The 13308-nt window shown below is 65.9% G+C and carries 12 protein-coding genes; 8 read left to right on the forward strand and 4 right to left on the reverse strand.

Going from position 1 to position 13308, the window contains the following annotated elements; genetic code table 11:
- Window positions 1-99: 99 nt before the first annotated feature.
- Entirely contained in the window at window positions 100-1509 is a 1410-nt protein-coding gene (gene sepH, locus BACI348_RS08995; RefSeq protein ID WP_159825068.1) for a septation protein SepH, read from the reverse strand.
- A 223-nt stretch (window positions 1510-1732) separates the two neighbouring features.
- Here sepH and BACI348_RS09000 point away from each other — a divergent pair, with 223 nt between their 5' ends.
- Window positions 1733-2032, forward strand: a complete 300-nt coding sequence (locus BACI348_RS09000) for a DUF4193 domain-containing protein (RefSeq protein WP_159825070.1) — start codon at window positions 1733-1735, stop codon at window positions 2030-2032.
- A 68-nt stretch (window positions 2033-2100) separates the two neighbouring features.
- Here the strand turns inward: BACI348_RS09000 and BACI348_RS09005 are convergent, their stop codons facing one another.
- Window positions 2101-2589 carry a DUF3093 domain-containing protein gene (locus tag BACI348_RS09005; protein WP_159825072.1) on the reverse strand — a complete coding sequence of 163 codons (489 nt, stop codon included), beginning with the start codon at window positions 2587-2589 and terminating at the stop codon, window positions 2101-2103.
- Between the two features lie 137 nt (window positions 2590-2726).
- On the opposite strand from BACI348_RS09005, the gene dut reads away from it, so the two are divergent.
- From dut to BACI348_RS09025, 4 genes are all read left to right on the forward strand, one after another.
- The gene (dut, locus tag BACI348_RS09010) at window positions 2727-3263 is read left to right on the forward strand and encodes a dUTP diphosphatase (protein WP_159825074.1); all 537 of its coding nucleotides are present in this window, start codon (window positions 2727-2729) and stop codon (window positions 3261-3263) included.
- A 108-nt stretch (window positions 3264-3371) separates the two neighbouring features.
- On the forward strand, window positions 3372-4085 hold the full coding sequence (locus BACI348_RS09015) for a DUF3710 domain-containing protein (protein ID WP_159825076.1): 714 nt from the start codon (window positions 3372-3374) through the stop codon (window positions 4083-4085).
- Between the two features lie 100 nt (window positions 4086-4185).
- Window positions 4186-4443, forward strand: a complete 258-nt coding sequence (locus tag BACI348_RS09020; RefSeq protein ID WP_328699934.1) for a hypothetical protein — start codon at window positions 4186-4188, stop codon at window positions 4441-4443.
- A complete protein-coding gene (locus BACI348_RS09025; protein ID WP_159825080.1) occupies window positions 4440-5249 on the forward strand; it encodes a DUF3159 domain-containing protein in 810 nt (269 codons plus the stop codon). The genes BACI348_RS09020 and BACI348_RS09025 overlap by 4 nt, the downstream gene beginning before the upstream one ends.
- Window positions 5250-5289: 40 nt before the next feature.
- On the opposite strand, the gene BACI348_RS09030 is transcribed toward BACI348_RS09025, so the two are convergent.
- On the reverse strand, window positions 5290-6033 hold the full coding sequence (locus tag BACI348_RS09030) for a potassium channel family protein (protein WP_159825082.1): 744 nt from the start codon (window positions 6031-6033) through the stop codon (window positions 5290-5292).
- Window positions 6030-6704, reverse strand: coding sequence for a potassium channel family protein (locus tag BACI348_RS09035; protein WP_159825084.1), 675 nt, complete (start codon window positions 6702-6704; stop codon window positions 6030-6032). Before BACI348_RS09035 ends, BACI348_RS09030 begins: the two co-directional genes overlap by 4 nt.
- Before the next feature lie 120 nt (window positions 6705-6824).
- Here BACI348_RS09035 and BACI348_RS09040 point away from each other — a divergent pair, with 120 nt between their 5' ends.
- From BACI348_RS09040 to BACI348_RS09050, 3 genes are all read left to right on the forward strand, one after another.
- Entirely contained in the window at window positions 6825-8801 is a 1977-nt protein-coding gene (locus BACI348_RS09040) for an APC family permease (protein WP_236557501.1), read from the forward strand.
- Entirely contained in the window at window positions 8798-10177 is a 1380-nt protein-coding gene (locus tag BACI348_RS09045; protein ID WP_159825086.1) for a class I SAM-dependent RNA methyltransferase, read from the forward strand. Before BACI348_RS09040 ends, BACI348_RS09045 begins: the two co-directional genes overlap by 4 nt.
- A 166-nt stretch (window positions 10178-10343) precedes the next feature.
- On the forward strand, window positions 10344-13169 hold the full coding sequence (locus BACI348_RS09050) for an aconitate hydratase (protein WP_159825088.1): 2826 nt from the start codon (window positions 10344-10346) through the stop codon (window positions 13167-13169).
- The last annotated feature ends 139 nt before the right edge of the window (window positions 13170-13308 follow it).

Consider the following 13308-nt stretch of genomic DNA (forward strand, 5'->3'; position numbering starts at 1 on the left):
ACGGACGTACCCACCGGGTGTGGGGGTGGACGGACTCAACCACCGGCTCTGGGCTTCGACCGGGCCACCCACCGAAGCTACAGGGGGCGGGCGAAGCAATTACTCGCTGCGGGTGCCGAAGACAATCTCATCCCATGAGGGGACGCTGGAGCGCTTGGGCCTGCCCGGCTGGCGTTCGGGTGCGCCTGTTTCCGGCAGCTGGCCAGTAGCGGGGGAACTGTCGTCGGTCCGCGCCACCGGTCGACGCGGATTGTTCCCCAGCAACTCGTTCAGGCCTGCGCCGCTGGAAGAACTGCCGGGAGAATGAGAGGCAGCGTTGCCGCTGCCCTCGCCGTCGTTTGCGGCCCGGCTGCGGGCGTCCCCCTGATCAGCGTCTGGGGTGCTTCCGGACGTGACGTCCTGGGTGACGCCGGAGGGCCGCCGGGGCGATGCGACGATGGTGATCTCACGGGTGTTGGTGCTCACGCCGTCGTGCAGTTTCAGTGCGTCTTCCATCGCCTCCCGGTGCGGAGGGATGAGGCTGAGGCGGGACAACATGGAAGGCCTGGTGTCGCGCCGGCGGGTAAAGGAATTTGCCTGGGCAGCGGGAGCTTCGGGGGTGTCATCCGGGACCTCGTCGGCAGGGTCCTCTGCCTCGGGGATTACTTCGGAGGGCCTCGGGTGGGCAGCGGGGACACCATGGGTCAGCAGCATGGCCAGGGCGTCGTCGGAGTCTTCGTCCACACCCAGGCGCTGGCCGCGGCGGGAGCGCAGCATGTCAAGCAGCCCGTCCGATTCCTTGCCGTCGGGCTGGCCCTCGGGACCGGCAGACGGGCGCACGGAGTCAGCATCGGTTTCAAAGTCGAACGGCCGGTCCGAGACAGCAGATAGCCTGCGTGCCGGGACGGGTCCGTCCAGCGGCTCAAGCTCGCTGAGCTGCTGGGCCCAGCGGTTGGCGTTCTGCAGGGACTTCCGGGTGGGGCTGAACGTCCACAATGCGGGTGGTTCTTCACCAATACCGGGCTTGCCACCGGTGTTCGCCTCGAAGCTGGCCGATACGGTCCACGTCCCATCCTGGCGCCGCCAGGAGTCCCACTCAACGGAGGAGGAGTCGATTCCGTAGGCGGAAAGCCGGTGGGCCACCATGTCAGCCAACGTGGCGGGGTTGTCGCCGAAGGCGGACCGGTAGATATCGTGCCCCGGTGATGGGGAGGCGACTTCCACTTTGCGCGCCTGCTGGGCTACGTACTCGCGTTCCGCCAGGACGGGGCCCTCATAGCGTTCCACCTTGGCCAGTGGCAGGCCGGACAGCTCGGCCACATCCGCGGCCGTCGCACCTGCCCGGATACGCGCCTGGATGTCCCGTGGGGACATGGGAATGGCGGGCCGCTCGGCGGCCGGCCGCGGCGCAGGCCTGCTCGCGGTCCTCAGCGCTTCGTCGATCGGCAGCTGGAACATCTCGCCGCCGGCCCCGCTCAACAGGAGATGCGTCCCGTCGTCGTGTACGCCTACAAGCCGTAGATCCTGCATACAAATCCTCCACCCTGGCATTACTAACAATCGAAACTCTGCCACCATGTGAACCCGATTTGTGTCAAGGGGCAGGGCGCGCCGCGATATTCCGCGTGCGGCTGGGCCGTGGGCGTCCAGGCCCGGAGCCCCAACAGGGGCCCGCGGGCACAAACGCGCTGCATGCAGCGTTATGAAGGGTGGAATTTGCAGGCTGGGAAAAAGGAAGAAGGAAACGGCAACAATGGCCACCGATTACGATGCGCCGCGCAAGTCTGAAGAGGCCCTCGGCGAGGACTCCATAGAGGAGCTGAAGACCCGCCGCTCGGATGCGCCGGTCGCGGTGGTGGACGAGGACGAAAGCGATCTGGCAGCCGGCTACGAACTGCCCGGCGCGGACCTTTCAGGTGAAGAGCTCACGGTGCAGGTGGTGCCTGCCCAGGCTGATGAATTCACCTGTTCGTCGTGCTTCCTGGTCCGGCACCGGTCCCAAATCGCGCGCGAAAAGGACGGCCGCTTCTACTGCAAGGAATGCGAGGGGTAGCCCTCGAAGGCCCGCCTGACGGCGGTGGGCCGGGCCGGCAGGGCAGGTTGCCTGCCGGCCCGGTCCGGTTAGCCGTGTGACAGGGCCGCGGTCAGTTTCCCGGGGTGCCGGGTGGACGCCAGCCAGTACGGAGTCTGGTCAGACGGGTCCGTGATCTGGATCTTGACCACGGGGTCTATCCAGCCGCGGATGCACAGGAAAGCCAGGCCGTTGAGCCGGGTACCGCGCTCAGCCGTGGCGTCCTGCCCTTCGAACGACTCTACGGCGCCCACGAACCGGCGCTCGATGGTGGCGCGGCCAACTGTCAGGGACGTGTCCGTCACCACGATGGCCGGAGTGGAAAGGATCAGCAGGATGGCGATGATCGCGAAGAGCACGGCCGCTGCCGTGTAACCGGCCGCCATGCTGATGGGGGCGAACATCAGGATGCCGGCCCCGGAAATTCCGGCCGCGATGATCCAGATCCACACGTTGGGCCACAGCTTCTCCCGGTAGATCACCGGCGCCCCGGTGGAGGGTGTTTCGGGCACGGGCGCAGGGGAGCTTGATTCGGGCATGAGCCAAGCTTTCCATTTTTGTCTGGCTATTTCACCTTGGGCGGGTGTTCCGGTGCCAGTATCCTGTCCGTGCCCCGCCGGCAGCGGGTGCCGCAGCCCTAGGACTGATTTGGGGGCGCGCGTTAGAGTGAGTGACTGTGACTGAACATCCCGCCACAGTAAGTACGTTCCCTGACGACGGCGCCGCCGGCCTTGACGCCCCCGATGCCCTGGGTGCCCCCACCCTGCAGGTCCAGCTGAAGATGCTGGACCCGGACATCGAAGCGCCGTCCTACGCCCACCCGGGTGACGCGGGTGCGGACCTACGTGCACGCGAGGACGTTGTGCTCGCGCCGGGGGAGCGGAAGCTGGTCCCCACCGGAGTGGCCATCGCCCTCCCGGACGGCTTCGTGGCCCTGATCCATCCCCGTTCCGGCCTGGCCACCAAGCACGGCCTGACCATCGTGAACGCCCCCGGAACTGTGGACGCCGGCTACCGCGGGGAAATTTCCGTCACGCTGCTGAACACCGATGCCACGCACAGCATCGAACTGCGCCGCGGCGATAGAATTGCCCAAATGGTCATTCAGCGTGTTGAGTACGCGCAGTTCGTCCCCGTCAAGGAATTGAGCGGATCCGTTCGCGGCACAGGAGGATTCGGTTCCACCGGCGGCTTCAACGTGCCCCGGGCCTGAACCCTTCTACCCGTTCCCGGTTCCGGCGCACGCCTGCCGGACGGCAATAAAGCACGACGGCGGGACCCCCTAGGGCCGGCCCGGCAACCAACTAAGGAGACACCCCAAATGGTCTTTGGGCTCGGCAGGAAAGCCAAGAAGGAACAAGCAGCCGGACCGGACGAATTGTTGCCTGCAGCGGGGACCGCGGAGGAGGCAAAGGACAGTTCCGTGCGCCGCTCGAACGGCCCGTTCGATGAATCCGAAATCAGCAGCCGAGATGGCTATGTGGACCTCGGCGCGCTCCTCATCACTCCCAGCGAGGGCCTCCAGCTCCGGCTCGAGGTGGAAGAAGCCACCCAGCGCGTCGTTGCCGTCACCATGGACCTGAACGGCTCCAGCCTCCAGCTTCAGGCCTTCGCAGCCCCCAAAAGCGAGGGGCTCTGGGACGAGATCCGGGAACAGATCGGCCAATCCGTCGGCGTCCAGGGCGGCCAGGTGGAGGAGATCGACGGTCCCTTTGGAACCGAGCTCGTGGCAAAACTGCCTGCAGGCCTGCCGGACGGCAGCCAAGGCTACCGGGTGGCCCGCTTCATTGGCGTGGACGGTCCGCGCTGGTTCCTGCGCGGCGTGCTGGGCGGTGCGGCGGCCCTGGAACGGCCCGCTGCGGAACCCCTCGAAGCACTGTTCCGGCAGGTGGTGGTGATCCGCGGAGACAACCCCATGCCGCCGCGAGACCTGCTGCAGCTCCGGTTGCCCAAGGACGCCACCGCCACGCCGCCGCCGGGCGCGCCGGCACTTCAGGAACCGGAACGTGGTCCTGAAATTACCCAGATTGGCTGATCCCGCACCGGGGGGAGCTCCCTTGGGCGAAACCCACGACGTCCCCCTCAGTCAGTTGCCGGCCAAAGGACGGGTTGCCTGCCGCGGGTGGATCGAATCCGTGACGTACGTGCCCGCCGGCCAGACCGCGGAGTTCAGCGCCATAGTCTCCGACGTCGACGCCCGGCACCGTGCGGACGGCGCCTTGGCCGTCGGACGCCCCGCCAGGCTCCGCGTTGTGTGGCTGGGACGGCGGCGGGTACCAGGCATCGACGCCGGCACCGAAGTGCGGCTCGAAGGAATGGTCAACACGGTGCAGGGCCTGCCCACCATGTACAACCCACGCTACGAAATACTGTCCCGCCAGGAGAACGAATGACCGTGCCCAATCCCAAGCCTTCCACCGGTCCCGGACAGGACGGGCAGCCGGCAGGCCCGGCAAAACCAGCGGAGGGGCAGGCGCCGGACGGTGCGGACGCGCCTTCGCCGATGGCCGGACTGGCTGCCGAATACGCCGCCAAGGCAGGCCTGCACCGGACGCACGACGGCCGGGTGGATGTGCTGCGCACCGCCGGCGGGGTCCAGGGCATTGCCGAAAGCATCCTGCCCGGACTCCTGTTCCTGGTGACTTACACCATCAGCCAGGACCTCACCGTCTCCCTGGTGGCCGCGCTGGCCACAGCCGCGGTGTTCACCGTGGTCCGGCTGATTCAGCGCCGCCCCCTGACGCAGGCCCTGGCCGGCGTGGTGGGTGTTGGCATTTCCGCCTGGCTCGCCAACACCACCGGCAAGGCCGAGGACTTCTACCTGCCCGGCTTCTTCACCAACGCCGCCTACATCGTGGCCATGGTGCTGTCCATAGCGCTCAAATGGCCCGTTGCCGGGCTGCTCTTCGGGTTCATCCGCAACGAGGGCCTCGACTGGCGCAATGACCCTGCCCGGCTCAAGGCCTACCGGCTGGGCACCTGGATCATCGTCGCCGTCCTGGTGCTCCGGCTTGTGGTCCAGGTTCCGCTCTACCTCCTGGGGCCGGAGGGCCTGGCTGCCCTGGCCACCACCAGGCTGATCATGGGTGCTCCGTTGTACATCCTGGGAGTCTGGGTCGCCTGGCTTATCACCCGGCCGGCTCCGGCGGGCGTCAAAGCGCCGGACCGGGCCGGACACGACACAACCGGCCAGATTTAAACAGGCCATAGCTCAACAGGCAAGGACACAGCAGCCCGGATTAGCCGTCGAAGCCGTCGTCCTCCGGAACCTGCTGCTCCACCTGCACCATGTCGTCGTCAGCCCGCGGCCGCGGCGGCTCGGCGGAATCCGGGGAGAGCAACGCGCGCAGGTCATCCTCGGCCGCGATGGTGGTCACAAAGAACAGTTCGTCCCCGCCGTCAATGACGTCGTCGCGGCTCGGCGTAATCGGTGCGTGGTCCCGCAGGATCGCCACCAAGGTGGAGTCCTCCGGCCACTGGATGTCGCCCACCGTACTTCCGATCACATGGGAATCGTGCGGAACGGTGAACTCCACGAGGGAGGACACTCCGGTCTGGAGGGTGAGCAGCCGGACCAGGTCGCCGATTTCCACTGCTTCCTCCACCAGCGCCGTCATCAGCTGCGGGGTATTCACCGCAACGTCCACGCCCCAGGAGTCGTTGAACATCCAGTCGTTCTTCGGATTGTTCACCCGGCCCACAGTGCGGCCAACGCCGAATTCCGTTTTTGCCAGCAGTGACACCACCAGGTTGACTTTGTCGTCACCGGTGGCCGACACCACCACATCCGCGTCCTCGACCTTGGCGCCCTGCAGGGTGCTCAGCTCGCAGGCGTCCCCCACCAGCCAATGCGCGCCGCGGAGTCCGCTGCGCCCGATCACCTCGGGCTTTAGGTCGATCAGCAGGATTTCGTGCTTGTGCGCCAGGAGTTCCCGGGCGATGGACGAACCGACGCTGCCGGCACCGACGATCACAACTTTCACTGGTACTCCTTGGCGGGTGCTTTGGCGAGGATCTGCGCAACCTGGGCGCTGCGGTCTACCTGCAGCATGGCGTGCACGGTGTCGCCGTCCTGGTAGGCCGTCCCGGCGTCGGGAAGCAACCCTTCGCCAAAACGCGTGAGGTAGGCGACGCGGACGGTAGCCGCTTTTTCGATGCTGCTGATCCGGTGGCCGATCCAGCCGGCGTCGAGGTCCAGCTCGGCCAGTACCAGCCGTCCGGAGGGCTCCCGGAAGTCACCCGCCAGGTGCTGTTCAGGAAGGATGCGCCGCAGCACCTGGTCCGCGCTCCAGCGGACCGCCGCCACTGTGGGGATCCCCAGCCGCTGGTAGATCTCAGCCCGGCCCGGATCGTAGATCCTGGCCACAACATGGGGCACGTGGAAGGTTTCGCGGGCCACACGGGTGGCCAGGATGTTGGAATTGTCACCGCTGGATACTGCGGCGAAGGCATAGGCGTCGGCAACACCGGCCTGCTTCAGGGTATCCCGGTCAAAGCCCACTCCGGTGACCTTGCGGCCGGTGAAACCCTGGCGGAGCCTGCGGAAAGCGCGGTCATCCTGGTCGATGATGGCCACGGAATGCCCGGCGTCTTCGAGCGTGTGCGCCAGCGTGGCTCCCACCCGGCCACATCCCATGATCACGAAATGCGCCACCAGTATCTCCTCTGTGTCCGTCCCGACGTCCTGCCGCTAGAACTCTACCGTCAGCATGTGCCGATACCGCTGTTGACCGGCCGTCATGACACAGCCCGGGAATCAGACTAGCTTTGTGTGGTGCTGACAATATTCAACGCGGTCAAGCGCGTGCTGGTGGGCAGGCCATTCCGGAACGACCGGATGGCCCACACCCTGCTTCCGAAAAAGATCGCACTTCCGATCTTCGCGTCGGACGCCCTGTCCTCTGTGGCGTACGCCCCGGACGAAATCCTGTTGACCCTGGCCTTGGCCGGGGTCAGTGCGGTGGCGTTTTCGCCGTGGGTGGGCCTGGCCGTGATGGTGGTACTCCTCACCGTGGTGGCCTCCTACCGGCAGAACGTCCACGCATACCCTTCCGGCGGCGGCGACTACGAGATCGCCAACGAGAACCTGGGCAAATTTGCGGGCCTCACCGTGGCATCGGCACTCCTGGTGGACTACGTCCTCACAGTGGCAGTGTCCATGTCCTCCGCTGCGGCGTACCTGACGACGGCGGTCCCGTCCCTCCACGGCCAGCAGGCCACGATCGCCACCATCGGCGTGGTGATCCTCGCCCTGGTCAACCTGCGCGGCATCAAAGAGGCCGGCAGCGTATTCGCGGTACCCACCTACATCTTTATGGCATCCATCTTCGGCATGACCGCCGTGGGCATCTACCAGGCCGCCACCGGGCAGCTGGACCAGGCACCGTCCGCCGCCTTCACCATTGTTCCCGCGCCCGGGTTCGACGAAGGCCTGGTGGGACTTGCCGGGGCGTTTCTGCTGCTGCGCGCCTTCTCCTCGGGCGCCGCGGCACTCACCGGCGTGGAAGCCATCAGCAACGGTGTCCCGAATTTCAAAGTCCCCAAAAGCAAAAACGCCGCCACCACGCTGTTGCTCCTGGGCGTGATCGGCGCGTCGATGCTGGCAGGCATTATGTTCCTGGCCCAGGCCACCAAGGTGCACATCGTGCTGGACCCCGCCACGGAGTTCCTCCTGAACGGCAGTCCGCTTCCCGAGGGCTACATCCAGAACCCCGCGATCAGCCAGATCGCCCAGACCATCTTCGGCCCCGGATCCATCCCGTTCTACATCGTGGTGGCCGCCACCGGCGTCATCCTCGTCTTCGCCTCCAACACGGCGTTCAACGGGTTCCCGGTGCTCGGTTCCATCCTTGCCCAGGACGGGTACCTTCCCCGCCAGCTCCGCACCCGGGGTGACCGGCTCGCCTTCAGCAACGGCGTGCTGGCCCTCGCCGCCGGCGCCCTGGTGCTGATCATCTCGTTCAACGCGGACGTAACAAAACTCATCCAGCTCTACATCGTGGGCGTTTTCATTTCCTTCACCGCCAGCCAGCTGGGCATGGTCCGGCACTGGGGCAGGGAACTGAAACTGGCCAAGGACAAGGCTGTCCGGCGCCGGATGGCCAAGTCCCGCGCCATCAACACCATCGGCTTCGGCATGACCGCACTGGTACTGGTCATTGTGCTGATCACCAAGTTCGAGCAGGGCGCCTGGATTGCCCTGCTCGCCATGTTCGTGCTTTTCCTGATCATGTGGAGCATCCGGGCGCACTATGACAACGTGGCAAGGGAACTTGCAGTGGATGAGGACTCTTCACCCCGGGCCCTCCCCACCCGCGTCCACGCCGTGCTGCTGGTATCCCACGTGCGCAAGCCGGTCCTGCGCGCCCTTGCCTACGCCCGCGCTTCGCGGCCGTCCCGGCTGGATGCCATCACCGTGGACATCGATGCCCACGAAACAGCCCACACGGTGGCGGACTGGGAGAAGCTCGAGATTCCGGTACCGCTGACGGTATTGGCCAGCCCCTACCGCGAGACGGTCACACCCATCATGGAGTACGTCAAACAGATGCGGCGGGATTCCCCCCGCGACCTGGTAGTGGTGTACATCCCCGAATACGTCGTGGGCAAGTGGTGGGAGCAACTGGTCCACAACCAGACCGCCCTGCGCATCAAAACCCGGCTGCACTTTGAACCCGGCGTTATGGTGGCCAGCGTTCCCTGGCAGCTCAAGTCATCCGAAGAAGCGAAAAACCTGCAGGACGTCCAATGATTGCAAAGACACAAACCCAGCCGGCAGCTACCGGAGAGGCCGGCAGGGAAGTAGTGCTCGACGTCGGGCCCGTGGCCCACGGCGGCCACTGCGTCGCACGGCACGAAGGCCGCGTCATCTTTGTCCGCCACGCCATCCCCGGCGAAAAAGTGCGCGCCCGGCTCACCAATGCCGATGACAAAGCCAAGTTCTGGCGCGCCGACGTGGTGGATGTCCTTGAAGCCTCGCCGGACCGGGTGGACCACTTCTGGCAACTTGCGGACTCCGGCCGGGCCTGGAGCCACGGCCACCCGCCCGTGGGCGGGGCTGAATTCGGCCACATCGCCCTGGCCCGCCAGCGCACCCTCAAGGCAGACGTGCTCACCGAACAGCTCACCCGGCTCGCCGGCGTAGGGCAGCTGCCGCAGGACTGGGCAGGCACTTCCGTTGAAGCCGTGGGTGGAGCGTCCGACGGCGGCAGCGGCCTCGGGTGGCGCACGCGCGCCAGCTTCTCGGTCACCCCCGGCGGCAAACTGGGAATGCACGCCCACCGTTCCGGGCACATCATCCCGGTCCGCGAGATGCCACTGGCCATCGACGCCATCAACAGCCTGCGCCTGTGGGACATCGACCTGCAGGGCGTGGACCGCGTGGAGGTGGCTGCGCCGGCCAACGGGTCCCGCCCGCTGGTGCTGCTGGCCCCGGCCGAGGGCACCAAACCCAAGCGGCTCAGCGCCATCGCGGCGCAACTGCCCGCCGACGTTTCCGTGGCGGCTTTTGATCCGTTGACGGAGGCCGTTGACCAGCTCCGTGGACGGCTGTGGGTACAGGAATCAGCCGCCGGACACGACTACCGGGTGACCGGCGCCGGATTCTGGCAGATCCACCGCGACGCGCCCGGGACACTTGTGGGGGCTGTCACACAATTCCTGCAGGGCGGCGACTTCCTGCACCCCGGCGCCGTGGTGGCGGACCTCTATGCGGGTGCCGGCCTGTTTACGGCTGTACTCGCCGACGCCGTCGGGGAAACGGGTTCCGTACTCTCCGTGGAAGGCGCCCCGGGAACCAGCCGCGATGCCCGAAAGAACCTGCACGCGGCGCCGCACGTGGAGATCGTCCAGGGCCGCGTCGAGCGCGTCCTGCACCGGAAACCGCGGAATTTCGACGCCCTGGTCCTTGATCCGCCGCGGGCCGGGGCCGGGAAAGCCGTGGTGGGCCAGCTTATTGAGTCGCACCCGCGCGCCATTGCCTACGTGTCCTGCGACCCGGCGTCGTTCGCCCGTGACGTGGGGTACTTCCGGCAGGCCGGCTGGGAACTCAAGGCCCTCCGGGCCTTCGACCTCTATCCGCACACCCATCACCTGGAGACGGTGGCCCTGCTGACTCCGGGTCCCTGATGCCAATTAGTATTTCGACTACTATGGCGGTAGTAGTCCCACGTCGCGCTCCGTAATCACGGCCGGCCGTGTGCAATTTTCAGGCCCTGGATATAGTTAGGGCCTCCTAACTAGCAGGCGGTCAACCGCGCGACAAAGATGAAACTGTTGCGAGAGGAGTCCTGCGATGAGCACTGTGGACAGCTTCGGTTCAAAAGGCAAACTTAATGTAGCCGGAACCGAATACGAAATTTTCCGGTTGAACTCCGTTGAAGGTGCAGAAAACCTTCCGTTCAGCCTCAAGGTATTGCTTGAAAACCTGTTGAGGACCGAGGACGGCGCGAACATCACTGCCGATCACGTCCGCGCCTTGGCAGGCTGGGATCCCAACGCCCAGCCCGATACAGAAATCCAGTTCACGCCTGCACGCGTGATCATGCAGGACTTCACCGGCGTTCCCTGCGTGGTTGACCTGGCGACAATGCGCGAAGCGGTCAAGGAACTGGGCGGAGACCCCAAGCGGGTCAACCCCCTGGCACCTGCCGAGATGGTCATTGACCACTCGGTCCAGATCGATGCCTTCGGCAACTCCGGCGCGCTGGAGCGCAACATGGAGATTGAATACCAGCGCAACGGGGAGCGTTACCAGTTCCTGCGCTGGGGCCAGACGGCATTCGACGACTTCAAGGTGGTCCCGCCGGGAACCGGCATCGTGCACCAGGTCAACATCGAATACCTGGCGCGCACCGTGATGACCCGTGAAGTTGATGGCGCCCTGCGCGCCTACCCCGACACCTGCGTCGGGACCGACTCGCACACCACCATGGTCAACGGCCTGGGTGTGCTCGGCTGGGGCGTTGGAGGCATCGAAGCCGAGGCTGCCATGCTGGGCCAGCCCGTCTCCATGCTGATCCCGCGTGTTGTGGGCTTCAAGCTCAGCGGCAGCATCCCGGCGGGCGCCACGGCTACCGACGTGGTGCTGACCATCACCGAAATGCTCCGCAAGCACGGCGTGGTGGGCAAGTTCGTGGAGTTCTACGGCGAAGGTGTGGCCGCTGTGCCGCTGGCCAACCGCGCCACCATCGGCAACATGAGCCCGGAATTCGGTTCCACGGCTGCCATGTTCCCGATTGACGACGTCACCCTGGACTACCTGCGCCTCACCGGCCGCTCGGAGCAGAGCGTTGCCCTCGTGGAGTCCTACGCGAAGGAACAGGGCCTCTGGCACGATCCTTCGCGCGAGATCAAGTTCTCCGAGTACCTGGAACTGGACCTGTCCACGGTTGTTCCGTCCATCGCCGGCCCCAAGCGCCCGCAGGACCGCATCGAACTGACCGAGGCCAAAGACGAGTTCCGCCACGACCTGAAGAACTACGTCTCCCACGACGCCAACGCCGGCACCCTGGACGAATCGCTCGAGGAGACCTTCCCGGCCTCGGACGCACCGTCCTTCACCAGCGGCGCAACCCACGTCTCGGACACGGACCGCGAACCGCCGAAGTACTCGGCAGGCCACGGGGGAGCGGGCCGCATCTCCAACCCGGTCCCGGTCAAGATGGAAGACGGACGCGAGTTCGAACTGGACCACGGTGCAGTCACCATCGCCTCCATCACCTCCTGCACCAACACGTCCAACCCCTCGGTCATGCTGGCCGCAGCGGTCCTGGCGCGCAACGCCGTCGACAAGGGCCTCACCGCCAAGCCGTGGGTCAAGACGTCTGTTGCCCCGGGCTCCAAGGTGGTCACCGACTACTACGAGAAGTCCGGCCTGACCCCCTACCTGGAGAAGCTCGGCTTCTACATCGTGGGCTACGGCTGCGCCACCTGCATCGGCAACTCCGGCCCGCTGGAAGCTGAAATCTCCGAGGCCATCCAGGCCAACGACCTCGCCGTCTCGGCAGTCCTCTCGGGCAACCGCAACTTCGAAGGCCGCATCAACCCGGACGTTAAGATGAACTACCTGGCCTCCCCGCCGCTGGTCATCGCCTACGCCCTGGCCGGTTCCATGGACTTCGACTTCGAGACCGACGCCCTGGGCCAGGACCAGGCCGGCAACGACGTATTCCTGAAGGACATCTGGCCGAACCCGGTTGAGGTCCAGCAGGTCATCGACTCCTCGATTGACAAGGACATGTTTGCCAAGGGCTACGAAGGCGTCTTCGAAGGTGACGAGCGCTGGAAGGCCCTCGACACCCCCGCCGGCGACACCTTCGCCTGGGATCCGAACTCCACCTACGTCCGGAAGCCCCCGTACTTCGAGGGCATGCAGGCCCAGCCGGAGCCGGTCAAGGACATCACGGGCGCCCGCGTGCTCCTGAAGCTGGGCGACTCGGTCACCACCGACCACATCTCCCCGGCCGGTTCCTTCAAGTCCGACACCCCCGCCGGCCAGTACCTGCTTGCCAACGGTGTGGAGCGCAAGGACTTTAACTCCTACGGCTCGCGCCGCGGCAACCACGAAGTGATGATCCGCGGCACGTTCGCAAACATCCGCATCAAAAACCAGATCCTGGACGGTGTCGAAGGTGGTTTCACCCGCGACTTCACCCAGGAAGGTGGCCCGCAGGCCTACGTCTACGACGCTGCGCAGAACTACCAGGCAGCCGGCACCCCGCTGGTGGTCCTGGCAGGCAAGGAATACGGTTCCGGTTCTTCCCGTGACTGGGCTGCCAAGGGTACCGCCCTGCTGGGCGTCAAGGCCGTCATCGCCGAGAGCTATGAGCGCATCCACCGCTCCAACCTCATTGGCATGGGCGTCCTGCCGCTGCAGTTCCCGGCCGGTGAGTCCGCCGCCAGCCTGGGCCTGTCCGGCACGGAAACGTTCTCCGTTGAGGGAGTCACCGCCCTGAACGATGGCACCACGCCGAAGACCCTCAAGGTCACCGCCACTGCCGAGGACGGCAGCTCCCAGAGCTTCGACGCGGTCCTGCGCATCGATACCCCGGGTGAAGCGGACTACTACCGCAACGGCGGCATCCTGCAGTACGTGCTGCGCCAGATCTCCGCCAACTAGCGGTAACCGGCACGCACGCAGCACCACCCGAAGCCCCGGCCGGTCACCGACCAGCCGGGGCTTCGGCTTTGCATGGGGGCTTTGCAGCCGGGTCTGGTCCGGCGGACCAAGGCGTTAGAGTTAAACGGCACGTCTACCA

This window comes from Arthrobacter sp. 9AX (assembly GCF_902506095.1).
Taxonomy (GTDB): Bacteria; Actinomycetota; Actinomycetes; order Actinomycetales; family Micrococcaceae; genus Arthrobacter.

Excerpts from the sequence above, each read along its gene's own strand:
- BACI348_RS09025 (WP_159825080.1), top strand. The coding sequence starts at position 4,440 with ATGACCGTGCCCAATCCCAAGCCTTCCACCGGTCCCGGACAGGACGGG.
- BACI348_RS09050 (WP_159825088.1), top strand. The coding sequence starts at position 10,344 with ATGAGCACTGTGGACAGCTTCGGTTCAAAAGGCAAACTTAATGTAGCC.
- BACI348_RS09000 (WP_159825070.1), top strand. The coding sequence starts at position 1,733 with ATGGCCACCGATTACGATGCGCCGCGCAAGTCTGAAGAGGCCCTCGGC.
- BACI348_RS09005 (WP_159825072.1), bottom strand. The coding sequence starts at position 2,589 with ATGCCCGAATCAAGCTCCCCTGCGCCCGTGCCCGAAACACCCTCCACC.
- BACI348_RS09015 (WP_159825076.1), top strand. The coding sequence starts at position 3,372 with ATGGTCTTTGGGCTCGGCAGGAAAGCCAAGAAGGAACAAGCAGCCGGA.
- BACI348_RS09045 (WP_159825086.1), top strand. The coding sequence starts at position 8,798 with ATGATTGCAAAGACACAAACCCAGCCGGCAGCTACCGGAGAGGCCGGC.
- sepH (WP_159825068.1), bottom strand. The coding sequence starts at position 1,509 with ATGCAGGATCTACGGCTTGTAGGCGTACACGACGACGGGACGCATCTC.